Source organism: Micromonospora sp. CMU55-4 (genome assembly GCF_011602315.1).
Taxonomy (GTDB): domain Bacteria; phylum Actinomycetota; class Actinomycetes; order Mycobacteriales; family Micromonosporaceae; genus Micromonospora; species Micromonospora chalcea.
Genome location: NZ_JAAOLH010000015.1, coordinates 118,544 through 139,443 on the forward strand (window position 1 = coordinate 118,544; position 20,900 = coordinate 139,443).

General features: G+C 72.3%; 22 protein-coding genes. 9 read left to right on the forward strand and 13 right to left on the reverse strand.

Annotation, left to right across the window (positions count from 1 at the left end):
* Positions 1 to 164 precede the first annotated feature (164 nt).
* The 8 genes from HA073_RS23790 to HA073_RS23825 are packed head-to-tail and all read left to right on the forward strand — an operon-like array spanning position 165 to position 9,211.
* Positions 165 to 1,211 carry a LacI family DNA-binding transcriptional regulator gene (locus HA073_RS23790; RefSeq protein WP_135241080.1) on the forward strand — a complete coding sequence of 349 codons (1,047 nt, stop codon included), beginning with the start codon at positions 165 to 167 and terminating at the stop codon, positions 1,209 to 1,211.
* A gap of 40 nt (positions 1,212 to 1,251) precedes the next feature.
* Entirely contained in the window at positions 1,252 to 2,847 is a 1,596-nt protein-coding gene (locus HA073_RS23795) for an FAD-dependent oxidoreductase (protein WP_043329781.1), read from the forward strand.
* Between the two features lie 22 nt (positions 2,848 to 2,869).
* Complete coding sequence (locus HA073_RS23800) at positions 2,870 to 4,153, forward strand: ABC transporter substrate-binding protein (RefSeq protein ID WP_043329780.1); 1,284 nt, start codon at positions 2,870 to 2,872, stop codon at positions 4,151 to 4,153.
* An 11-nt stretch (positions 4,154 to 4,164) separates the two neighbouring features.
* Positions 4,165 to 5,112: a carbohydrate ABC transporter permease gene (locus HA073_RS23805; protein WP_043329779.1), complete on the forward strand. Its 948-nt coding sequence runs from the start codon at positions 4,165 to 4,167 to the stop codon at positions 5,110 to 5,112.
* Positions 5,102 to 5,944 carry a carbohydrate ABC transporter permease gene (locus tag HA073_RS23810; RefSeq protein WP_013287328.1) on the forward strand — a complete coding sequence of 281 codons (843 nt, stop codon included), beginning with the start codon at positions 5,102 to 5,104 and terminating at the stop codon, positions 5,942 to 5,944. Before HA073_RS23805 ends, HA073_RS23810 begins: the two co-directional genes overlap by 11 nt.
* Positions 5,941 to 6,861 carry an ROK family protein gene (locus tag HA073_RS23815; protein WP_064445378.1) on the forward strand — a complete coding sequence of 307 codons (921 nt, stop codon included), beginning with the start codon at positions 5,941 to 5,943 and terminating at the stop codon, positions 6,859 to 6,861. Before HA073_RS23810 ends, HA073_RS23815 begins: the two co-directional genes overlap by 4 nt.
* On the forward strand, positions 6,858 to 7,571 hold the full coding sequence (locus HA073_RS23820) for an N-acetylmannosamine-6-phosphate 2-epimerase (protein WP_064445377.1): 714 nt from the start codon (positions 6,858 to 6,860) through the stop codon (positions 7,569 to 7,571). The genes HA073_RS23815 and HA073_RS23820 overlap by 4 nt, the downstream gene beginning before the upstream one ends.
* The gene (locus HA073_RS23825) at positions 7,568 to 9,211 is read left to right on the forward strand and encodes a DUF4127 family protein (RefSeq protein WP_166457324.1); all 1,644 of its coding nucleotides are present in this window, start codon (positions 7,568 to 7,570) and stop codon (positions 9,209 to 9,211) included. Before HA073_RS23820 ends, HA073_RS23825 begins: the two co-directional genes overlap by 4 nt.
* Before the next feature lie 35 nt (positions 9,212 to 9,246).
* Here HA073_RS23825 and HA073_RS23830 read toward each other — a convergent pair whose 3' ends face one another.
* The 9 genes from HA073_RS23830 to HA073_RS23870 form a co-directional block, all read right to left on the reverse strand.
* Complete coding sequence (locus HA073_RS23830) at positions 9,247 to 9,963, reverse strand: VOC family protein (protein WP_113972440.1); 717 nt, start codon at positions 9,961 to 9,963, stop codon at positions 9,247 to 9,249.
* 81 nt (positions 9,964 to 10,044) lie between these two features.
* Complete coding sequence (locus HA073_RS23835; RefSeq protein WP_043329771.1) at positions 10,045 to 10,377, reverse strand: TfoX/Sxy family protein; 333 nt, start codon at positions 10,375 to 10,377, stop codon at positions 10,045 to 10,047.
* A gap of 40 nt (positions 10,378 to 10,417) precedes the next feature.
* On the reverse strand, positions 10,418 to 11,011 hold the full coding sequence (locus HA073_RS23840; protein WP_030500339.1) for an NTP transferase domain-containing protein: 594 nt from the start codon (positions 11,009 to 11,011) through the stop codon (positions 10,418 to 10,420).
* 140 nt (positions 11,012 to 11,151) lie between these two features.
* Positions 11,152 to 12,819, reverse strand: coding sequence for a bifunctional 3'-5' exonuclease/DNA polymerase (locus tag HA073_RS23845; RefSeq protein ID WP_205798413.1), 1,668 nt, complete (start codon positions 12,817 to 12,819; stop codon positions 11,152 to 11,154).
* Positions 12,820 to 12,957: 138 nt separating this feature from the next.
* Positions 12,958 to 13,908 (reverse strand): carbohydrate ABC transporter permease, encoded by a 951-nt coding sequence (locus tag HA073_RS23850; protein WP_043329769.1) that lies wholly within the window; start codon positions 13,906 to 13,908, stop codon positions 12,958 to 12,960.
* Between the two features lie 13 nt (positions 13,909 to 13,921).
* Positions 13,922 to 14,863: a carbohydrate ABC transporter permease gene (locus tag HA073_RS23855; protein ID WP_043329767.1), complete on the reverse strand. Its 942-nt coding sequence runs from the start codon at positions 14,861 to 14,863 to the stop codon at positions 13,922 to 13,924.
* Positions 14,864 to 14,885: 22 nt separating this feature from the next.
* The gene (ngcE, locus tag HA073_RS23860) at positions 14,886 to 16,298 is read right to left on the reverse strand and encodes an N-acetylglucosamine/diacetylchitobiose ABC transporter substrate-binding protein (protein WP_166457325.1); all 1,413 of its coding nucleotides are present in this window, start codon (positions 16,296 to 16,298) and stop codon (positions 14,886 to 14,888) included.
* Positions 16,299 to 16,322: 24 nt separating this feature from the next.
* On the reverse strand, positions 16,323 to 17,072 hold the full coding sequence (locus tag HA073_RS23865; RefSeq protein WP_030500334.1) for a sugar isomerase domain-containing protein: 750 nt from the start codon (positions 17,070 to 17,072) through the stop codon (positions 16,323 to 16,325).
* Complete coding sequence (locus tag HA073_RS23870) at positions 17,069 to 18,016, reverse strand: MurR/RpiR family transcriptional regulator (RefSeq protein WP_043329763.1); 948 nt, start codon at positions 18,014 to 18,016, stop codon at positions 17,069 to 17,071. Before HA073_RS23870 ends, HA073_RS23865 begins: the two co-directional genes overlap by 4 nt.
* Positions 18,017 to 18,173: 157 nt before the next feature.
* Between HA073_RS23870 and HA073_RS23875 the strand changes: the two genes are divergently transcribed.
* Entirely contained in the window at positions 18,174 to 19,163 is a 990-nt protein-coding gene (locus tag HA073_RS23875; RefSeq protein ID WP_166457326.1) for an N-acetylglucosamine kinase, read from the forward strand.
* A 16-nt stretch (positions 19,164 to 19,179) separates the two neighbouring features.
* Here HA073_RS23875 and HA073_RS23880 read toward each other — a convergent pair whose 3' ends face one another.
* The 4 genes from HA073_RS23880 to HA073_RS23895 all read right to left on the reverse strand — a co-directional run bounded on the left by HA073_RS23880 (position 19,180) and on the right by HA073_RS23895 (position 20,859).
* Complete coding sequence (locus HA073_RS23880; protein ID WP_043329759.1) at positions 19,180 to 19,611, reverse strand: SRPBCC domain-containing protein; 432 nt, start codon at positions 19,609 to 19,611, stop codon at positions 19,180 to 19,182.
* Positions 19,604 to 19,924, reverse strand: a complete 321-nt coding sequence (locus HA073_RS23885) for a helix-turn-helix transcriptional regulator (RefSeq protein ID WP_030500330.1) — start codon at positions 19,922 to 19,924, stop codon at positions 19,604 to 19,606. The genes HA073_RS23880 and HA073_RS23885 overlap by 8 nt, the downstream gene beginning before the upstream one ends.
* Positions 19,917 to 20,288 carry a VOC family protein gene (locus HA073_RS23890; protein ID WP_166457327.1) on the reverse strand — a complete coding sequence of 124 codons (372 nt, stop codon included), beginning with the start codon at positions 20,286 to 20,288 and terminating at the stop codon, positions 19,917 to 19,919. Before HA073_RS23890 ends, HA073_RS23885 begins: the two co-directional genes overlap by 8 nt.
* Positions 20,289 to 20,373: 85 nt before the next feature.
* Positions 20,374 to 20,859, reverse strand: coding sequence for a hypothetical protein (locus HA073_RS23895; protein ID WP_166457328.1), 486 nt, complete (start codon positions 20,857 to 20,859; stop codon positions 20,374 to 20,376).
* Positions 20,860 to 20,900 lie beyond the last annotated feature (41 nt).

Genomic DNA, 20,900 nt, shown 5'->3' on the forward strand with positions numbered 1-20,900 from the left:
AACAACCGCAGGGCAGCGGCGGGCGCGGTTGCTAATCCGCATTACATCAGGGAGTTCATCGAACGGAAATCTTCCGGCCACCCCTTGACAGGACGCCGGGAGAGCAGAGAGGCTCCATCCCGACCCGATCGCTAATACGCATTAGCGGAAGTGGAAGGACCGACGTGACCCCTCCCCCCAGGCGTGTCACCCAGCGTGACATCGCACGCATGGCCGGCGTCAGCCAGGCGACCGTGTCGCTGGTGCTCAACAACCGCACCGACGCCGACGTCCGGATCGCGCCGGAGACACGGGACCGGGTCTTGCAGGTCATCGCCGAGACGGGATACGCCGCCGACCCGGCCGCCCGCCGCCTCGCCTCCGGGTTCAACCGGATCATCGGCGTCTTCACCTACGAGCCGGCCTTCCCCAGCGGCAGCCGGGACTTCTTCCACCCGTTCCTGCTCGGCATCGAGGAGTACGCCGAACGGGTCGGCTGCGACCTGCTGCTGTTCACCAGCGCCCCGGTGGTGGACGGCCGGCGGCGCATCTTCCACCAGGACAACCGGCTGCGGCTGGCCGACGGCTGCATCCTGCTCGGCCGGGAGATCGACGGCGCGGAGCTGCTCCGGCTCAACCGCGACGGGTTCCCCTACGTCGCCGTCGGACGCCGCGACGACGCCGGCGGCCCGGTGCCCTACGTCGGCGCCGACTACGCCAGCGCGGTCCACCGGCTGGCCGAGCGGGCGGTGGAGCTGGGACACCGGCGGCTGACGTACGTGGGCATGGGCACCTCGGCCGAGTCCTCGCACGACCGGCGCAGCGGTTTCCACGCCGGCGCGACCGGCGCGGACAGCGCCCGCCAGATCACCGCGACGGCGGAGACCGCCGACGCCACAGTGGACGACCTGCGGGCCGACGGCAGCACCGTCGCCTTCGTGGAGGACTTCGCCACCGCCGTGGCGCTGGAGACGGCCGCCCGCCGCAAGGGGCTGACGGTGCCCGGTGACCTGTCCGTCGTGACCCTCGGCGACCCGACCGTCCCGGTGCCCACGGACATCACGTTCACCGGGTTCCGCATCCCGCGCGAGGAGATGGGCCGCCAGGCCGTCGAGGTGCTGACCGGCGTCATCGACGGCAGCGCCGGCGGCCTCCAGCAACGGCTCCTGCCCTGCGAACTCGTCGAGGGCGACACCCTCGGCGTCCCTGGATCGGCGGCCGACCGGCGCTGACACGCCCGGCCGCGCAACTGGAAGGAAGCAAGTGGTACTAATGCGTGCGGACGTCCTCGTCGTCGGGGGCGGACTGGGCGGTGTCGCCGCGGCGCTGGCCGCGGCCCGTGCCGGCCGGTCCGTCATCCTGACCGAGGAGTTCGACTGGCTCGGCGGGCAGCTCACCAGCCAGGCGGTCCCGCCGGACGAGCACTCCTGGATCGAGCAGTTCGGCGCCACCGCGAGCTACCGGGAGTTGCGCGACGGCATCCGCGACTACTACCGCCGCCACTACCCGCTGACCGAGCGGTCCCGGGCGTGGACCGACCTGAACCCGGGCGCGGGCTGGGTGAGCCGGCTCTGCCACGAGCCCCGGGTGGCGGTCGCGGTCCTGGAGCAGATGCTCGCGCCGTACCGGGGGTCCGGGCGGCTGACGGTGCTGCAGCCGTACCGGCCGGTCGCGGCCGAGACCGACGGCGACCGGGTCACCGGCGTCACGCTCGCCCACCGGGACCGCGACGAGCGGATCGAGGTGGAGGCGCCGTACGTCCTGGACGCCACCGAGACCGGTGAGCTGCTGCCACTGACCGGCACCGAGTACGTGACCGGGTTCGAGTCGCAGGCGCAGACCGGTGAGCCGAGCGCGCCGGCGCAGGCGCAGCCGCTGAACATGCAGGCGGTGTCCGTCTGCTTCGCGCTGGACCACGTCGACGGCGACCACACCATCGACCGGCCCGCCGGGTACGACTTCTGGCGCGACTACAAGCCGGACTTCTGGGGCGACCGGCTGCTGTCCTGGCGGTCACCCCACCCGCGCACGCTGGAGATCGTCGAGCGCAGCTTCACGCCGAACCCGGACGACGACCCGCTGGGCGTCAACGCCGACCAGCGGCTCAACCCGGGCGACGGCAACCTGTGGACGTTCCGGCGCATCGCGGCGCGGCGCAACTTCGTCGACGGCGCGTACGGCAGCGACATCACGCTCGTCAACTGGCCGATGATCGACTACTTCGAGGGCCCGGTCATCGACGTGCCGAACGCGTCCTGGCACCTATCCCAGGCACGCGAGCTGTCGTACTCCGTCCTGTACTGGCTGCAGACCGAGGCGCCCCGTCCCGACGGCGGCACCGGCTACCCGGGGCTGCGGCTGCGCGGCGACGTGACCGGCAGCCCCGACGGGCTGGCGCAGGCGCCCTACATCCGGGAGTCGCGCCGCATCCGCGCCGAGTACACGGTGGTCGAGCAGGACCTCTCCCTGGCGGTACGCGGCGAGCACGGCGCGGTGAGCTACCCCGACTCGATCGGCGTCGGCATGTACCGCATCGACCTGCACCCGTCGACCGGCGGCGACAACTACATCGACGTCGGCTCCTGCCCGTTCGAGATCCCGCTCGGCGCGCTCATCCCGCAGCGGATGGAGAACCTGCTGCCGGCCGGCAAGAACATCGGTACCACGCACATCACCAACGGCAGCTACCGACTGCACCCGGTCGAGTGGAACGTCGGTGAGGTCGCCGGCCTGCTGGCCGACTTCTGCCTTGCGCGGGGCGAGTCCCCGCGCGCGGTCCGCGGCACCCCCCGCCTGCTGGCCGAATTCACGGACCGCATCTCGGCCGCCGGCGTGGAATGCCGCTGGCCGCAGATCGCGGGCTACTGAACCCCCGGTGAGGAGAAGGAAAGTGAGATACGGAAGATTGTCCGGCCTGGTCGCGGCGACCATGACCGGTGTGCTCGCCCTGACCGCCTGCGGCGGTGGCGGCGACGCCAAGGACGACGGTCCGGCGAGCCTGCGGATGACCGTCTGGTCGGCGAACGAGGCGCACCTCAAGCTGTTCAACGAGATCGCCGACGAGTACCGCAAGAACAACCCGGACGTCGCGGAGATCAAGTTCGATCCGCTGCCGTTCGAGAACTACACCACGACGCTCACCACGCAGATCGCCGGCGGCAACGCGCCGGACCTCGCGTGGATCTTCGAGAACTCGGCTCCGGACTTCGTCGCCTCCGGCGCGCTGAGCCCGCTCGACGACACGCTGAAGAAGGCCGACGGCTACCAGTACGACGACCTGTCCCCCGCCACGCTGAAGCTGTGGCGCAACGACGGGAAGCTCTTCGCGTACCCGTTCTCGACCTCGCCGTTCGGCGTGTTCGTCAACAACGACATGCTCAAGAAGGCCGGGCAGAAGACCCCGGCCGAGCTGATCGCGGCCGGGCAGTGGAACTGGGACACCGCGCTCGCCGCGGCCGGCGCCACCGCCGCGAAGTCGGGCAAGGCCGGGCTCGTGGTCCGCGACTTCGACTACAAGGGCTGGGACAACCTGGCCACGTTCTGGACCGGCTGGGGCGCCCAGGCGTGGAGCGAGGACGGCCGCAGCTGCGGGTTCAACAGCCCGGAGATGGTCGAGGCGATGACCACGCTGCACAAGGCGATCTTCACCGGCAAGGCGCTGCCCGGTCCGGGCACGACCGCCGACTTCTTCGCCGGTGACGCGGCCATGACCGTCACCCAGATCTCCCGCGCCTCGCTGCTGAAGGAGAACGGCTTCGACTGGGACCTGGTCCCGCTGCCGGCCGGTCCGAAGGGCCCGTACGCGGTGGTCGGCCAGGCCGGCATCGGCGTGATGAAGAAGAGCCCGCACGCCGAGCAGGCCGCCGACTTCCTGGCCTTCTTCACCAACCCCACCAACTCGGCGAAGCTGGCCCAGTTCTTCCCGCCGCCGCGGCAGTCCCAGCTGACCGCCGAGACGCTGGCGAAGACGAACCCGAAGCTCAAGCCGGAGCAGCTGCAGAAGGTCGTCATCGACGGCATCACCAACGGCACGGTCAAGCCCAGCCACTCCGGGCAGGCCGAGCTGAGCCAGCAGGTGCGCGCCGCGCTCGACCCGCTGTGGAAGGCGGACGCGGACGTCAAGGGCGTACTCGACGGCGTCTGCTCCAAGATCCAGCCGCTGCTGGCGAAGTAGGGCCGAGGATCATGACCCAGACGGACACCAGGGTGGGCCCGGCTGCTGCCGGGCCCGCCCCGGGCCGGGCCCGGCCGTTCTGGACCACCCGCCGCCGGGACCAGCTCACCGGATACCTGTTCATCACCCCGCAGTTGCTCGGCAGCGTGGTCTTCGTGATCCTGCCGCTGGTCCTCGTGGTCTGGTACAGCCTGCACGAGTGGAACGTGCTGGCCGGCAGCTTCGACTACATCGGCACCGACAACTACGCCGCGCTGGCCGACGACCCCAACCTGGGCCCGGTGCTGCGGTCGACCGGCCTGTTCTCGGTCGGCCTGGTCGTGTTCAACCTCGGCCTGGCGTTGCTGCTGGCCGTCCTGCTCAACCAGAAGCTGCGCGGGACCATCGTGTTCCGCACCCTGTTCTTCTCCCCCGTGGTGGTCTCGCTCGTCGCGTGGACCATCGTCTGGGGCTTCCTGCTGCAGGACAACGGCGGCATCAACGGCCTGCTCGACACGATCGGCGTCGACGGCCCCAACTGGCTGCGCGGCGAGGGCACGGCGATGCTGTCGGTGATCGTCGTGCAGGTGTTCAAGAACGTCGGCCTGAACATGGTGCTGTTCCTGGCCGCCCTGCAGGGCGTGCCGGCCGAGCTGTACGAGGCCGCCGAGGTCGACGGCGCGAGCCGGCTGCGCCAGTTCTGGCGGATCACCGTGCCGCTGATCAGCCCGACGATCATGCTCACGTCGATCATCACGGTGGTCGGCTCGCTGCAGGTGTTCGCGCAGATCGCGGTGCTGACCCAGGGTGGACCCGGCACCTCGACCACGGTGCTCGTCTACTACCTCTACCAGCAGGCCTTCCAGTTCCATCACTTCGGCTACGGCGCCACGCTGTCGATCCTGCTGTTCGTCATCGTGCTCGCGCTGACGGTGCTGCAGTGGCAGATGCGCAAGAGGTGGGTCTTCCATGAATCGTGACCTGTCCCGGCGGACCAAGCTGGTGCTCTACGGGGTGCTGATGGTCCTGGCCGTCCCGTTCGTGTTCCCCACCTGGTGGATGGTCACCTCGTCGCTGAAGCCGGTGGCGGACATCTTCTCCTTCCCGCCGCAGCTGCTGCCGACCGATCCGCGGCTGGACGCGTACCAGCGGGTGTTCGAGCTGCAGCCGTTCGGGCAGCAGTACCTGAACAGCCTCTACATCGCGCTGCTGGTCACCGTCGGCACGCTCGCCGTGGCGTCGCTGGCCGGGTACGCGTTCGCGCGGATCCGGTTCCGGGGACAGAACGTGCTGTTCCTGGTCGTCCTCGCGGGCCTGCTCATCCCGAGCGAGGTGACGATCGTGCCGCTGTTCCAGATGTTCTTCAAGCTCGACCTGATCGACACCCACTGGCCGTTGATCCTGGTGCCGATCTTCGGGGCGCCGAGCGTGCTGGCCACGTTCATCATGCGGCAGTTCTTCATCAGCCTCCCCGGTGAGCTGGAGGAGGCGGCGCGGGTCGACGGGCTGGGACGCTTCGCCACGTTCTGGAAGATCGCGCTGCCGCTGTCCCGGCCCGCGCTCGGCGCGGTGGCCATCTTCACGTTCCTGCACAGCTGGAACCTGTACCTGGAACCGATCGTGTTCCTCTCCTCGCCGGACAAGTTCACCCTGCCGCAGGCGCTCACCCAGTTCGTCGACGCGTACGGCGGTCCGATGTGGGACGTCCAGCTCGCGGCGGCGTCGATGACCGCGCTGCCGGTGCTGGCGGTGTTCGTCATCGCGCAGAAGCAGTTCGTCGAGGGCCTCGCGCACACCGGTCTGAAGGGATGACCGAGCCGGTCGTCGGGATCGACATCGGCGGCACCAAGACCGCCGCCGCCCTCGTCGGTCCCGGTGCGCGGGTGCTCGACCGCCGCGAGGCGCCCACCCCCGCGCGCGGCGGGCCGGCCGCGGTGCTGGACACCGCCGCCGGCCTGGCCGCGGACCTGCTCGCCGCCGCCGGCCCCGGACCGGTCGGGGTGGGCACCGCGGGCACCGTCGACCCGGCGACCGGCGCCATCCGGTACGCCACCGACAGCCTGCCCGGGTGGGCCGGCACCCCGGTGGCCGACGAGCTGGCCGCGCGGCTGGGCCGGCCGGTGCGCGTTACCAACGACGTCGCCGCGGCGGCGCTGGGCGAGTGCTGGGCCGGAGCCGGACGGGGCCGGGGGCACGTGCTGCTGGCCGCCGTCGGCACCGGGCTGGGCGGCGCGATCGTCAACGACGGGCGGGGCGAGGGCGGCGCCCGGGGCGCGGCCGGCCAGCTCGGGCACCTGCCGGCACCGGGCGCGCACCGGCTGCGCTGCGGCTGCAGCCGGTACGGGCACCTGGAGGCGATCGCCTCCGGCACCGGCCTGGCCGCCGCGTATGCGCTCACCGGCGGTGACCCGGTCACCGGCCGGGAGGTGGCGCGGCGCGCGGCGGCCGGTGACGCGACCGCCCGGCAGGTCGTCGACCGGGCCGGCGCCGCGCTCGGCGCGGCCCTGGCCGGGCTGGTCGCCCTGCTCGACCCGGATGCGGTGGTGGTCGCCGGCGGCGCCGCCGCCACGCTGCTTCCCGCCGCCACGGCCGCCTACCGGGCGGAGCTACCCGGCGGCTGGGCGCACGTGCCGCTGCTTCCGGCGGCGCTGGGCGCCGACGCGGTGGTGGTCGGCGCCGCCCGGCTCGCCACCGCACCGATCCACCACGACGGAGGAACAAGCACGTGAGTGTCCTGGACGAACTCGCCGGCGGGCTGGTCGTGTCCTGCCAGCCCCTGCCCGACGACCCGGACGACCCGATGCGCGACCCGTACGTCCAGGCCCGCGTGGCGGCCGCCGTGGTCCGCGGCGGCGCGGTGGCGGTCCGGGTCAACGGCCCCGACGACGTGCGGGCCGTACGCGCCGCCGTCGACGTGCCGGTGATCGGGTTGTACAAGCACGGCACGCAGGGCGTGTTCATCACCCCGACCGCCGGGCACGCCCTCGAAGCGGCGCGGGCCGGGTCGCACGTCGTCGCGGTGGACGCCACCGACCGTCCCCGGCCCGACGGCCGGACCTTCGCCGACACCGTCCGCGCGGTCCACGAACAGAGCGACGCGCTGGTCCTGGCCGACGTCGCCACGGTGGCCGAGGGCGTCGCCGCCGTCGAGGCCGGCGCGGACGCGGTCGCCACCACGCTGTCCGGCTACACGCCGGCCGGCCCACCGATCGACGGGCCCGACCTCGGGCTCGTGGCGCGACTCGCCGCGCTGCTGCCCGTGCCGGTGATCGCCGAAGGGCGCTACCGGACCACGGAGCAGATCAGCCGGGCCTTCGAGGCGGGCGCCCACGCGGTGGTGATGGGCAACGCCGTCACCTCACCGCTGTGGATCACCCGCCGGCTGGTACCGGCCACCCCCCGGGCGGCGAGCGCGCCGGAGAAAAGGGAGCATCAATGAAGAGAAGAACCCTTCTTGCGGCCACCGGCGCGGCCGGCCTGGCCACCGTCGCCCTCGGCGGCCCCGCGTTCGCCCGGCCCGCCGGCCGGCGACCGAGCGTGGCGCTGGTGCCGCTGGACGACCGGCCGGTCAACACGTACTGCGCGGAGATGACCGGTGCGAGCGCCGACGCCGAGGTGCTGCTGCCGCCGCGGAACCTGCTGGGCCGTTTCTTCACCCCCGGTGACGGCGCCGGCATCGCCCGCTGGCTCGACGGCACCGACCGCGTCGACGGGTACGTGATCTCGGTGAGCATGCTGGCGTACGGGGGCCTGATCGCCTCGCGTACCGCCGCTCCGGCCCTGGCCGACGCGTTGCGCAACCTGGAGGCGATCCGGCGGCTGCGCGCACGCCGGTCCGACGCGGTGATCGAGGTGCACGACACGATCCAGCGGCTCGCCATCACCAGCACCGGCACCGACCTGGACAACTACCGTGACCTGCTGGTCCAGTGGGCCAAGCTGTACGACCAGGTGGTCAACCTGGGCCAGGAGGCGCTGCGGGGCCAGCTCGACGCCGTGCGGGCGCGCATCCCGGACGCCGTGGTCGAGGACTACCTGGCCGCGCGGGCACGCAACCACCAGGTCAACCGGCTGATGGTGGAGTGGGTCGCGGACGGGACGATCAGCCACCTGGTGCTCTCCGAGGACGACACCGCGCCGGTCGGCCTGGCCCGCGCCGAGCGGGTCGAGCTGGAGGCGCTGGTGGCGCGGCTCGGCGTCGGCGACCGGGTGGAGATCTTCCCCGGCGCCGACGAGGTCAACGCGCTGCTCGTCGCGCGCGTCGTCGCGGCCGGCGCCGCGCCCACCTACCGGGTGGAGTACGCCGGCGTGTCCGGCGAGGGGTGGACCGCCGCGCTGGAGGGCATCCCGTTCGCGGAGAACATCCGCCGGCACGTCACCTCGGTGGGCGGCCGGGTGGTGACCGGCGACGCGGACATCGTCCTCGCGGTGAACACCCCGTCGGCGGCGGCCGGGCAGCGGGCCGCCGACCTGGACGCGTTCGTCGGCCGCATCGGTGAACTGCTGGCCGCCGGCACCCCGGTGATCGTGGTGGACCCGCTGATCGTCAACAAGGGCGACCACGACCTGGTGTCCCGGATGGAGTCCCGGCTGGACCTGCCGGCGCTGCTGTCGTACTCGGGGTGGAACACCGGCGGCAACGCGCTCGGGCTGGCGCTCGCGCACGGCACCGCGCGGTGGGCGTACCTGCGTTCCTCCGGCAGCGGCTTCGGCGTGCCGGAGCTGCGCGGGCCGGCCCAGGCGCACGCCGAGTACCTGCTCTACCGGTTCGTCAAGGACGACCCGTGGAAGAACGTGGTGCAGGTCGAGGCGTACGCGCACGCCCGCGCGCAGGGCTGGGATCCGCTGGCGCTGACCGCCGAGCAGAAGCGCTACTTCGACGGCTGGGTACGCGACCGGCTGGTGCCGCTGACCGAGCGGTACTTCGCCGACCACTTCGCCGGGCACGAGCTGGTGCTCGGGGTACGCGGACGTAAGACCTTCACCGCGACGCTGGACCGGGTCACGGCGGTGCGGGTCGAGCTGCCGTGGGACCGGCTGTTCGAGGTCACGCTGGAGCCGAGCCTGCGGCTGCGCTGACCGGTGCGGGTGCGGTCCCCCGGGCCGCACCCGCCTCAGCGGGGCGTCAGCAGGCAGAACTCGGTGCCGTCCGGGTCGGCCAGCACCACGTCGCCGACGGTGTGCCGGCCCGTACCGGCCCGGGTCGCGCCGAGCGCCAGCAGCCGGTCGATCTCCGCGTCCCGGTCGCCGTCCGCGACCAGATCCAGGTGTACGCGGTCCCGCCCGCCGGCGTCCATCAGCGGCGGCCCGCTCCAGGTGACCTTCGCGCCCCCGCGCGGCGACTGGATCGCGGTCTCCTCGCCGTGGTCCCAGACCAGCGGCCAGCCCAGCGCCTCGGTCCAGAACAGGCCGGCCGCCCGGGTGCCGTCGCAGTTGACAGCGCCGACCGGGCCGCAGCCGGCGAGGAAGGTGTTGCCTGCCCCGATGACGCAGAACTCGTTGCCCTCCGGGTCGGCGAGCACCACATGGTCGTCGTCCGGCCCCTGGCCGATGTCGATGTGCCGCCCGCCCAGCGTCAGCGCCCGGTCGACGGTGTCCCGCTGGGCCTGCGGCGACGCGCTGGTCAGGTCGAAGTGGATCCGGTTCTGCACGGTCTTCGGCGCGTCGCTGGGCAGGAACCGGATGCGGACGTCGCTGTGGGCGTCGCCGCCGAGCGCCACGCCCTCGCGCGGGTCGTCGAGGATCTCCCGGCCGAGCACCCCGGACCAGAACCGCGCGAGCCGCCGCGGGTCGCCCGCGTCCATGCTGACCGCGTAGAGGTGAACCGCCATCCGTCGTCTCCGATCCCCCGCTGCCGACTGGCCGCAGCGTAGGACGGGCCGGGCCGGGCGCGCACCCGGATATCCGGCGGGCTACTTCGCCGGCAGCGTACGCGCGAAGCGGACCCCCCGGTCGACCCAGCGGGCCAGGTCGGCGTCGCGCTCGCAGGCGGCGGGCGACACGGTGACCCAGCCGCGCATCACCCAGCCCCGCATGACTGTCGCCTCGGCGCCGGGCTCGGCGAGCGCGCGCTCGGCCTCGGCCGGGTCGACCCGGACCATCAGGCCGCCCGCGCCGCGCACCACCACCGCCATGTTGCCGCGCAGCATCATCGCCAGGCCGCCGAACATGCGCCGCTCGGTGATGCCGGGCTCACCCCCGAGACGTTCGCGTACGCGGTTCGCCAGGTCCTCGTCGTAGGCCACGGTCCGATCCTGGCACCCGGGTCCGACAGGCGGGCGCGCCTCAGGCGCCGACGCGCTGTTCGGGGATGGACAGGCCGTACAGCGCCATCAGCTCCGGACTGTCGATCCGGCTGCCGTCGGCCACCGAGTCGCAGGCGATGTCGACGATCTGGTCCTTGTGCGCCAGCAGGTACGGCCGGGCGCCGACGTCGGCGCTGGCGAGCGTGGCGATGCCGGACCAGTGGCGGCGGCCGAACAGCATCGGGTAACCGCGCAGCCCGTCATAGGTGGCGCAGACCAGCACGTCCGGGTACGGCAGCGCGGTCACCCGGCGGACCGCCGCCGCGGTGAGCCCGGGCATGTCCACCGGCACCACGACGACGGCCTCGATGTCGTCGTCGGTGAGCGCGGCGAGCCCGGCCCGGATCGAGGAGCCCACGCCGGTGCCCCACGCGCGGTTGACCACGACCGTGGCGCCGGTCAGGTCGGTGGTCTGACGCACCTGCTCGGCCGCCGCGCCCAGGACGACCACGACCTGTGCGCAGCCCGCCTCGGCCATCGTGTCGATCATCTGGCTGACCAGCGGCTTCTCGCCCTGGTGCAGCAGCGCTTCGGGTCCGCCGATGCGGCGGCCGCCTCCGGCGGCGATGATCATTGCAGCGATCCGGTTCAGCGGTGCCCCCTCGATCAGGGGACGGACCGGGCACAGCCGCCCGGTCCGTCCCGTCGTACGCACACCGGGCCCAACGAGCACGACCGGATGCGGGTAGCGGGGCAAAACGGAAATTTGCGTGACTATGCCGCGTCTGCGTAGCAGTCGACAGTGGACGTGTCGAGCGGGAACCGGACCGGAGTGTCGCCGAACAGCAGCCGCGTGGCCCGCGCGCCGGCCGCGGTGACCGCCTCCGCGACCGCCGCCGCCCGCCCGGCCGGACAGTGCACCACCACCTCGTCGTGCTGGAAGAACACCAGCTCCGCCTCCGTGCCCGCCAGCTCGGTGCGCAGCGTCGCCAGCAGCGTGGAGGCCCACTCGGCGGCAGTCGCCTGGATGACGAAATTGCGGGTGAAACGACCACGCGACCGGGCCGCGCGGGCCGACGGGCTGTGCGGGTCGGCCTCGCCGTCGGGCAGCGCCTCCTCACCCTCGGCGAACCCCGCCGACCCCGGTGGGCAGGTACGCCCCAGCCAGGACCGGACCAGCCCGCCCGCCTCACCGGTGCGCGCCGCCGCCTCGACGTAGCCGAACGCGGTCGGATAGTTCTTCCGCAACACCGCCAGCGCCGGCACCGCCGCGCCGCCGGTCTGCCCGTACATCGCCCCGAGCAGGGCCACCTTGGCCCTCGCCCGGTCACCGGCGAACGCGTCCCGGGCCAGCGCGGCGTACAGGTCACCGGCCCCACCCGCCTTGGCGAGCCGCTCGTCACCGGAGACCGCCGCGAGCACGCGCGGTTCGAGCTGGCCCGCGTCGGCGACCACGAACGTCCAGCCCGGGTCCGCCACCACTGCCTGCCGGATCACCTTCGGGATCTGCAACGCCCCACCGCCCCGGGTCGCCCACCGGCCGGAGACCACGCCGCCCGGCACGTACTCCGGGTGGAACCGGCCGCCGGCGACCCAGGCGTCGCGCCAGGCCCAGCCGTGCGCCGTCCAGATCCGGTACAGCTCCTTGTACTCCAGGACCAGCGGCGCCGCCGGATGCTCCACCCCGCGCAGCACCCAGGCCCGCGTGTTCGGCAGGTCCACGCCCGCGCGGGCGAACGCCCGCAACAGCTCCGCCGGCGAGTCGGCGTGCACCTGGCGTACGCCGAACGCGTCGGCGATCCGGGCCTGCAACTCGGCCAGCCGGCGCGGCGGCCCGCCGACCGGTGACGCCTCACCGAGCAGGTCGGCCAGGATCGCGTCGTGCACGTCGACGCGCCACGGCAGACCGGCCGCGCCCATCTCGGCGGCGACCAGCGCGCCCGCCGACTCGGCGGCCACCAGCAGCCGGAACCGGCCGGGATGGGTGGTCGCGGCGATCCGGGCGAGCTGGTCGGCGTACACCCGGGTCAACGCCGTGACGCCCGGACCGGGCGGGCCCGACGGCGGCTCGAAGAGCGCGGCCTGGGCCTGGCCCGGCGGCTCGGGCGGGCGGGGCGCCGGGTCCGGCGGGACCGGCGCGCCGGTCAGCCGGGCCCAGGCGGCCGGCAGCGCGCGGGGCTCGCCCCAACGGCCGGCGTGCCCGAGCAGCAGCGCCTCGGTCAGCTCGACGTCGTGGCAGCGGTCGAGGCGCACCCCGGCGCGCAGCAGCGCCGGGTAGACGCCCGCCCAGGCGGCCCAGAGCCAGCGGGGGTGCCCGGCGGCCTCGCGGGCGGCCACCGCGGCGGCCAGGTCGGTGACCTCCTCGGCCGGGCCGGCCGGGGTGCCGTCGGCGTGCAGCGGTTGCAGCACGCCGCCGCCCCGCTCGTCCGCCACCACCGCCATCAGCACGGACGCATTCTGCCCCCTCCCCCCGACACGCTCCGCGTGTAAGGAAGGGCCCCCTCTTAACGCCTGCGGTAGAGGAAGGGCCCCTTCTTAACGCTGAGCGTTAAGAAGGGGCCCTTCCTTACGTCCGGAGGGTTACTTGCCGACGCCGGCGGTGAGGCCGGACTGCACCTGGCGCTGGAAGACGATGTACACGATCAGCACCGGCAGCATCGCCATGGTGACACCGGCGAAGAGTCCGCTCCAGTCCGACTTGTAGCCCTGGTTGACCGACAGCTCGATCAGCCCCTGGGCGATCACCTGGTTCTTCGGCTCGCCGGAGACCGACTGCATGAGCAGCGTCGGCAGGTACCACTGGTTCCACTGGCCGAGCACGTTGAAGATGCCGATGCTGATCAGGCCCGGCTTGGCCATCGGCAGCATCACGCTGAAGAAGGTGCGGGTGTGCGACGCCCCGTCGACCTGGGCCGCCTCGGCGATCGAGTCGGGCAGCGTCCGGAAGAACGAGTGCATGAAGAAGATCGTGAACGACAGCGACCAGGCCACGTAGACCAGGATCAGCATGAGGTGCTTGTTCGGGCCGAGCAGCGGAAGACTCACCCCGGTGTTGTAGACGCCCTTGAACAGCGGCACCGCGGCCAGGTAGATCGGCAGCGTCAGCCCGGACAGGAACATCCAGTAGATCAGCCGGTTGCCGCGGAACTCGTAGCGCGCCAGCGCGTACGCGGCCATCGAGCCGAGCAGCATCGTCAGCGTCACGCTGAACACGAGCACGAGCAGCGTGTTCAGGAAGAAGCTGTCGATCCCGGCGGTCCAGGCCCGGGCGAAGTTGTCCCACTGCAGCGCGTCGGGGATCAGCGACAGCGGTTCGCGGATCACCTCGGAGTCGGTCTTGAGCGCCGACATCACCACCCACAGCAGCGGGTAGACCACCATGATCGCCCAGACCGCGAGGAACAGGTGCGAGAAGCCGTTGAAGATCCGGCCGCCGAAGCCGTTGCCGACGTCCCGCCGGGCCGCGGGCGGGCGGGCCGGCGGCGCCGTGTCGGACCGGGCCGGACCGGAGGGGTGCGTCACCGTACTCATCGTCCAGACCTCCTCAGAACTCGATCCGCTCACGGCGGGTGATCCTCAGCTGGAGCGCGGCCAGCAGGATGGTGAAGATGGCCAGCGCGACGGCGATCGCGCAGGCGTAACCGAACTGGCCCTTCTGGAAGGCGTTGAACTGGATCACCGAGGCGAAGATCTCGCTGGCGTGGTTCGGTCCGCCCTGGCTCGGCGTCATGACGAAGACCAGCGCGTACATGTCCAGCGCGATGAAACCCAGATAGACCCAGGCGACCGAGATGCTGTCCCGCAGCAGCGGCAGCGTCACCTTGAAGAACGTGTGGAACCGGCCGGCGCCGTCGAGGATGGCGGCCTCGTAGATGTCCTTCGGGATCGACTGCATCGCGGCGGAGAACAGCACCATGTAGAAGCCGGCGCCGCTCCACACCGCGATGAACAGCAGCCACCAGAGCACCGCCGGCACGCCGAGGAACGGCTCCGGGTCGGCGGTGAAGGCGATCGGGTTGTCCGCGTCGACCAGCCCGATCTTGATGAGCAGGCCGTTGATCAGGCCCTGCCCGTCGGTGCGGTAGATCTGCTGCCACATGACGGCGATGACCACCAGCGACAGCACCTGCGGGAAGAAGAAGATGACCTTGTAGATCCCGGAGCCGAAGACTCCGCGGATGCCGGCCCTGTCCTCGCGTCCGCCCACGTTGAGCAGGAACGCGAGGAACAGGGCCAGCGCGATCGTGAACAGCGGCACGGTGACCAGGAAGAACACGTTGTGCCAGAACGCCTTCCGGATCAGCTCGTCGGAGAACAGCCGGACGTAGTTGTCCAGCCCGACGAAGCGCTGGGAATCGGAGTACCCGCCCCAGTCGGTCAGCGAGTATCCCGCCGCCTGGGCGAACGGCCACACCACGTAGAACAGGTACAGCGCGACGGGCAGGGCCAGGAAGCCCGTGACGAAACGCGCGACTCCGTGCCGCATTGGACTCACTTCCTCGCGGTGATCAGGCGGTGCGGGTCTGCTTCTTGATCGACGAGTCCTTGGCGACCTTGTCGGCGGCCGCCTGCATCTTGTCGACGAACTGCTGCGCGGTCAGGCGGCCGGCCATGAGCTCCTCGGAGAGGTTCTGGCTCTCCTTGTCCAGGTCGGCGTAGAAGTCCGGGAACTTCACCGAGATCAGGTCCGAGCTGCCGTTCTTCATCAGCGAGTTCGCCGACGCCAGCGCGGTGTCCTGGACGTTGTCGCCGGAGCCCTTGGTGGAGGCCAGCGACTTGGTCAGCTCGGCGAACTTCGCCGAGCCGGCCTTGGAGAGGATGGCCCGCAGGAACTCCTTCGCGGCCTCCTTGTTCGGCGCCTTGCTCGGCACCACGAAGCCCTCGCCGGAGGAGGCGAAGACGTCCTTGGCGGCCTTGTCCCCGCTCTTGCTCCAGTAGTCGGAGATGGTCATCTCGAAGCCCGGCGGGATGGTCGCGGCCATCTCGTTCTTCAGCCAGGTGCCGACCTGGATGAAGGCCGCCTTGCCGTCCAGGAACGCCTGCTGCGACTGGGTGTGGTCGAGCTTGCCCGGCAGCAGCAGCTTGTCCTTGACCAGCTTCTCCCACGGCTCCAGTGCCGCGACGATGCCGTCGGCCTTCCAGGCGCCGTCCTTCAGGTTGTCGATGTCGACGACTGCCTGCTTGCCGACCGCCTTCCAGATGCTGGCGAACAGCGCCCAGCGCGGGTAGTAGCCGTGCACCGCGTCGTGCACGTACGGCGCCATGCCCTTGGCCTTGATCTTCGGCGCGAGCGCGAAGAACTCGTCCCAGGTGGTCGGCGCCGTCCAGCCCTCCTTCTTGAACAGGGCCGCGTTGTACCAGTTGCCCCAGACCGTGTAGGCGACGTTGACGACGTAGAACTTGCCGTTCTGCGTACCGTCGGCGACCGTGCCGGGCAGCAGGCTGTCGGCGACGGTCCCCTCGCTGTCCCAGGCCGGCGCGGTGAGCAGGTCGTCCAGCGGCTCGATCGCGCCCTCGTTGATCAGCGTGCTGCGGTCCATCATGTCGGCGCCCGAGTTCATCACCAGGTCGCTCGGCTGCGTCGCCATCTTGGGCTGCTCTTCGGTCTTGATCTTCTGGGTGGAAGACATGTTGACCGTGATGTTCGGGTGCTTGGCGTTGAAGATGACCTTGTCTTCCTTGGCCCACTGGTCGCCCAGGCCGCCGTTGAAGACCACCACCTTGACCGCGCTGCCGTCCTTGACGCCGAACGGGTTGTCCTTGCTCTTGGCCGCGCCGCCGCCGTCGGACTTGCTCGGCTCGCTGCCGGCGCAGGCGCTGAGCAGACCGGCCGCCGGTACGGCCAGCAGACCGGCCGCCGCGGCACGCTGCAGCAGGGTCCGACGGCTGACGTCGCCGACCTTCTCGGGAGTAACCGACATCTTGTCTCTCCTTGTGGTGTCGGGTCAGGCGGTCCGCCGGAGGCGCCCGGCGTACCGCGACTCGAGGGCGAGGTTGTGCTCGTCCCCACCGGGGACGTTGGCGGAGAGGTAGACAGGGGGTACCTCTCCGGCCTGGTGGAACCGTCGTACGACCTCGGCGGTCAGCAGCTGCGCCAGCAGCGCCGCGGTGACCGAGGAGACCGCACAGACCGCGCCGCCGCCCTCGAGCGGCAGCAGTGCGTCGCCGTACGGCGCGCCGTTGTCCAGCACGACGTCGGCGAGGTCGGCGAGCCGGTGCCCGGACGGGTGCCGAGGAGCTACCCGGGCGGTGTGCTCGACCGAGGTGACAGCGATCAGCTGGTGGCCGCCGCGCTTGACGAGCGTCGCCAGCTCGACCACCGAGCCGTTGATGCCGGACTGCGAGGCGACCACGAACACGTCCTCCGGCTGCGGCGCCGCCAGCGCGTAGAGCTGGTGCGCCACGGCCGGGTCGCGTTCCAGTTTCGGATCGGCGAGCACGTCGCGGGGCGCGTCGCCGTGCAGCACGAGGTCGTGCAGGGAGAGCCGGTTGGCGGGGACCAGGCCGCCGGCCCGGGCGACCAGTTCGGCGGCGAACGCCTCGGAGTGACCGGCGCCGAACGCCTGGAGGACGCCGCCGGCGCGCAGGCCGGAGGCGATCAGGTCGGCTGCCCGGTCGACCGCGACCGCCTGGGTGTCGACCAGCCGGTCGAGCACCGGGCGGACCGCGTCGGCGTACCGCTGGGCACTGATCATGAGAGGGACCCCTTCGCGGCCTTGTGCCCGTCGACGGCCTGGGCGGTACGCCGGAAGGCCGCGTGGGCGCGGTCGTGGGTACGCTGCGCCACCGCGATGTAGAGCAGGTCGAGCACGACGAGCTGGGGATGCCGGGCGGAGAGCGCGTCCGGCCGGAACGTGGTCGCCTGACTGGCGGTGACCAGCACGATGTCGGCCAGCTCGGCCAGCGGCGAGCGGGGGAAGCCGGTCAGCGCGACTGTGGTCGCGCCGCGGCTGCCGGCCTCGGCGAGCAGCTCGATCGTCTCCCGGGTCTGCCCGGTGTGCGAGATGCCGAGCGCGACGTCCCCGGCGCCCAGCAGCGCGGCACTGGCCAGCCCCTCGTGCACGTCGTTCCAGGCCCACGCCGCGACCCCGATGCGGTGCAGGCTGAACTGCATCTCCTCGCCGACCAGCGCGCTGCCGCTGGCCCCGAAGATGTTCACCCGGCTGGCCCCGGCGATGGCGACCGCGGCCCGTTCCACCTCGGCCAGGTCCAGCAGCGCGGCGGTGTCGTGCATGGCCCGCGTGTCGGCGGCCATGATCTGGTCGAGCACCCGGGACAGCGGGTCGCCGGGCTGGATCTCGCGTCCGATGTCGACGGTCCAGCCGGCGGAGCGGGCCCGTCCGGTCTCGGCGGCGATGCCGAGCCGCAGGTCGGCGTACCCCTCGAAGCCCATCGCCCGGCAGAACCGGGTGATGGTCGCCGGTGACGTGCCGCTGCGCTCGGCCAGTTCGACGATGGTGGCCCGGGCCGCCGCCTCCGGGTCGCTGAGCACGTGCTCGGCGACCCGGCGCAGCGCGCCGGTCAACTCCCCCGCGCCGGCCCGGACCCGGGCCAGCACACCGTCGGCGCCCAGCCGGTCGGCCGGACCGGCATCGACCACCGCGGTCGCCGCGGAAGTCTCCACCTCGTGCTCGACCATCGGCGGGCGCCTTTCGGAAAAGAGTGTTAACTGTTAGTGGTAAAAGTTCTTACTGAAGGCCCCTCCGTGTCAAGGCCGTGGGCGAAGTTTTCAAACTGTTACCTGGCGCACGACCGCGATCTTGCGTCCGGCGACGCGGCCGACCAGCATGGGGACCATGTCGGACACCGTCGTGGTCGGCCTCGACGTCGGGGGTACGTCGACCCGCGCGGCAGCGCTCAGCCTCGACGGCGCCCGCCTGGGCGAAGGCCGGGCCGGCGGCGGCAACCCGACCAGTCACGGCGCCGACCGGGCCGCCGCCGAGCTGCTCGCCGCCCTGCGCGCGGCGCTCGCCGGCATCGACCCGACCCGGGTACGCGCCGGCGTCATCGGCCTCGCCGGGGCCGGCCGCCTCCTGGCCGACCCGAACGGCCGCGACGCGTTCGACAGCGCCTGGGCCGAGGCGGGACTGCGCTGCCCGTACGCGGTGCACGGCGACGCGCTGGTCGCCTACGCCTCCGGCACCGCCGCCCCGGACGGCACTGTGCTCATCGCCGGCACCGGCGCGATCGCCGCCCAGGTACGCGACCTGCGGCTGGACCGTGTCGCCGACGGCCACGGCTGGCTGCTCGGCGACGCCGGCTCGGGGTTCTGGCTCGGCCGCGAGGCGGTCCGCCGGCTGCTGACCGGTCTGGACCGCGCACAAGCCCCCGGCGACCTGGGCCGACGGGTGCTGTCGGAACTGACCGACGCGACCGCTGTGGACGACCGACCGCGCGCGACGGTCGACGCCGTGGTGCAGGCGGTGACCCGGCGACCGCCGGTGGAACTGGCCCGGCTTGCGCCGCTCGTGGTGTCGTCGGCCCGCGACGGGGAGCCCACGGCGGTCGCGCTGATCGCCGAGGCCGCCGCGGCGCTGGCGCAGAGCGTGTCCCGGATCCGCCCGCCGGGAGCGGCCGACCCCGTGGTGCTCGGCGGCGGGCTGCTCACCGGCGACACGCCGCTGGCCGGCGCGGTACGCGCGGAGCTGGCCGGCCGCTGGCCGGACGCGCCGCTGCTCAGCGCCGGGGACGGGGCCGCCGCCGCGGCCTGGCTCGCCGCCCGGGACCTGCCCGAGGTGACCGACCCGGCGGCGCTGCACGCCCGCCTCGTGCCCCCACCCGCCTGACCCGCACTGCGGCGGGTCAGGGCAGCGCGGCCAGCGCGGCGGCGAGGCGCGCCCAGACGTGGGTACGCCAGCCGCCGTCGAGCAGCGTGAAGGTACGCCGCTGAAGCGGATCGTCCGGATCGAACCCGGCGTGCTCCAGGAACAGCCGGGTGCCCCGCCCCTCGGGCACAAGCGTCCAGGTGACCACCGTGTCGAGCGTGCCGCCGCGCCAGGCCCACCGCATCCGGCGCGGCTCGTCCAGTTCCAGCACCTCGCAGTGGACCGTCCCGTCGAACCGCTGGCCGGGTCGCGCGTCGGTCCGGAACGTGAACCGGTGCCCGCGTACGGGCCGGAAGTCGTTCGGCATGAGCCAGCGTCCGATCAGATCGGAATCGGTCAGCGCGCGCCACACCTTGGCGGGCGGGTGCGGCAGGAACTGGTCCACCGCGATGCGGGTCGGCTCACTCATCCGGCATCGCGTCCAGCACGTCGCCCAGGCCGGCCAGCCGCTGCCGCCAGAACCGCTCGTACGGGGTGAGCCAGTCGGCCACCTCCCGCAGCGGCTCGGGGCGCAGCGCGTAGACCCGCTGCCGGCCGACGGGCCGCTCGGTCACCAGCCCGGCGTCCTTGAGCACCCGCAGGTGCTCCGACAGGCTGGGACGCCGCATCTCGAAGCGGTCGGCGAGCCGCTGCACCGGCTGCTCCCCCTCGTCGCGGAGCAGCCGCAGCACCTCCCGCCGGGTCGGGTTGGCCAGCGCCGCGAACACGTCCGGCTCAGACACAGGTCTCCTGCAGGACGAGCCCGTTGCCGTCCGGGTCGGCGAAGGTGACATAGCGCCCCCAGGGCACGACCTGGACGCTGTCCTCGGCGAACGCCACCCCCCGCTCGCGCAGCCGGGCCACGTCCGCGTCGAGGTCGTCGCTCTCCAGCACCAGCCCGCGCAGCGAGCCGGCCGGCATGCTGTCGAACCAGGTGACGAGCGTCAGCGTGGTCACCGCGCCCCGGGGCGCCACCTGGACCCAGCGGCCGTCCGGCATCGGGTTGTCCCGGACCAGGTCGAAGCCGAGGACGTCGACGTAGAAGTCGCGGGCCCGGTCCTGGTCGCCGACGGGGACGGAGACGATCTGCGCGTGAGTGACGGACATGCCCGCCAGCATAGGTAGGAAATTTCCTACCGGTCAAGCGGAACGAAGGCCGGCCGGGATCCACCGACCGGCCTCCGTCACCCGCTCAGGCGTTCGGACCGCCCGGCTGCCCCGGCTGCCAGCCCTGCGGCGCCGGCTGCCCGGCGTGCGGCGGGTACGCCGCGTGCTGCTGCGGCGCCTGACCGGGATACCCCTGCGGCGGCGCGCCGTACGGCGCGGGCTGACCCTGCGGCACGCCGTACGGCGCGGGCTGGCCCTGTCCCGCCGGGTACATCCCCGGCTGCTGCGGCGCGCCCGCGAACTGCTGTGCCGCCGCCTGCTCGCGCGCCTCCTTGCGTGCCTTCACCGCGCGCACGATCAGCAGGATCGGCAGGACGAAGACGTAGAAGAAGATCCGGTAGCTGTCGCCGTCGAAGAGGAACAGCAGGTAGAAGCCGTACCCGAAGAAGGCCAGGCCGACGACTACGTTGAGGATGCGGGAGCCGGTCCCCTGTTCCTTGACGGCCACGCCTACCGCGACCATCGCGATGCCGCCGAGCAGCAGCAACAGCGTGTAGATGAGGAAGAACATGAGATTCCTGTCGATAGATGAGCGTGCCGGCCCACCCTAGG

Coding starts and splice junctions, on each gene's coding strand:
- HA073_RS23795 (WP_043329781.1), top strand. CDS start 1,252: ATGCGTGCGGACGTCCTCGTCGTCGGGGGCGGACTGGGCGGTGTCGCC.
- HA073_RS23805 (WP_043329779.1), top strand. CDS start 4,165: ATGACCCAGACGGACACCAGGGTGGGCCCGGCTGCTGCCGGGCCCGCC.
- HA073_RS23810 (WP_013287328.1), top strand. CDS start 5,102: ATGAATCGTGACCTGTCCCGGCGGACCAAGCTGGTGCTCTACGGGGTG.
- HA073_RS23815 (WP_064445378.1), top strand. CDS start 5,941: ATGACCGAGCCGGTCGTCGGGATCGACATCGGCGGCACCAAGACCGCC.
- HA073_RS23825 (WP_166457324.1), top strand. CDS start 7,568: ATGAAGAGAAGAACCCTTCTTGCGGCCACCGGCGCGGCCGGCCTGGCC.
- HA073_RS23830 (WP_113972440.1), bottom strand. CDS start 9,963: ATGGCGGTTCACCTCTACGCGGTCAGCATGGACGCGGGCGACCCGCGG.
- HA073_RS23840 (WP_030500339.1), bottom strand. CDS start 11,011: ATGATCATCGCCGCCGGAGGCGGCCGCCGCATCGGCGGACCCGAAGCG.
- HA073_RS23845 (WP_205798413.1), bottom strand. CDS start 12,819: ATGGCGGTGGTGGCGGACGAGCGGGGCGGCGGCGTGCTGCAACCGCTG.
- HA073_RS23850 (WP_043329769.1), bottom strand. CDS start 13,908: ATGAGTACGGTGACGCACCCCTCCGGTCCGGCCCGGTCCGACACGGCG.
- HA073_RS23855 (WP_043329767.1), bottom strand. CDS start 14,863: ATGCGGCACGGAGTCGCGCGTTTCGTCACGGGCTTCCTGGCCCTGCCC.
- ngcE (WP_166457325.1), bottom strand. CDS start 16,298: ATGTCGGTTACTCCCGAGAAGGTCGGCGACGTCAGCCGTCGGACCCTG.
- HA073_RS23865 (WP_030500334.1), bottom strand. CDS start 17,072: ATGATCAGTGCCCAGCGGTACGCCGACGCGGTCCGCCCGGTGCTCGAC.
- HA073_RS23870 (WP_043329763.1), bottom strand. CDS start 18,016: ATGGTCGAGCACGAGGTGGAGACTTCCGCGGCGACCGCGGTGGTCGAT.
- HA073_RS23875 (WP_166457326.1), top strand. CDS start 18,174: ATGTCGGACACCGTCGTGGTCGGCCTCGACGTCGGGGGTACGTCGACC.
- HA073_RS23880 (WP_043329759.1), bottom strand. CDS start 19,611: ATGAGTGAGCCGACCCGCATCGCGGTGGACCAGTTCCTGCCGCACCCG.
- HA073_RS23890 (WP_166457327.1), bottom strand. CDS start 20,288: ATGTCCGTCACTCACGCGCAGATCGTCTCCGTCCCCGTCGGCGACCAG.
- HA073_RS23895 (WP_166457328.1), bottom strand. CDS start 20,859: ATGTTCTTCCTCATCTACACGCTGTTGCTGCTGCTCGGCGGCATCGCG.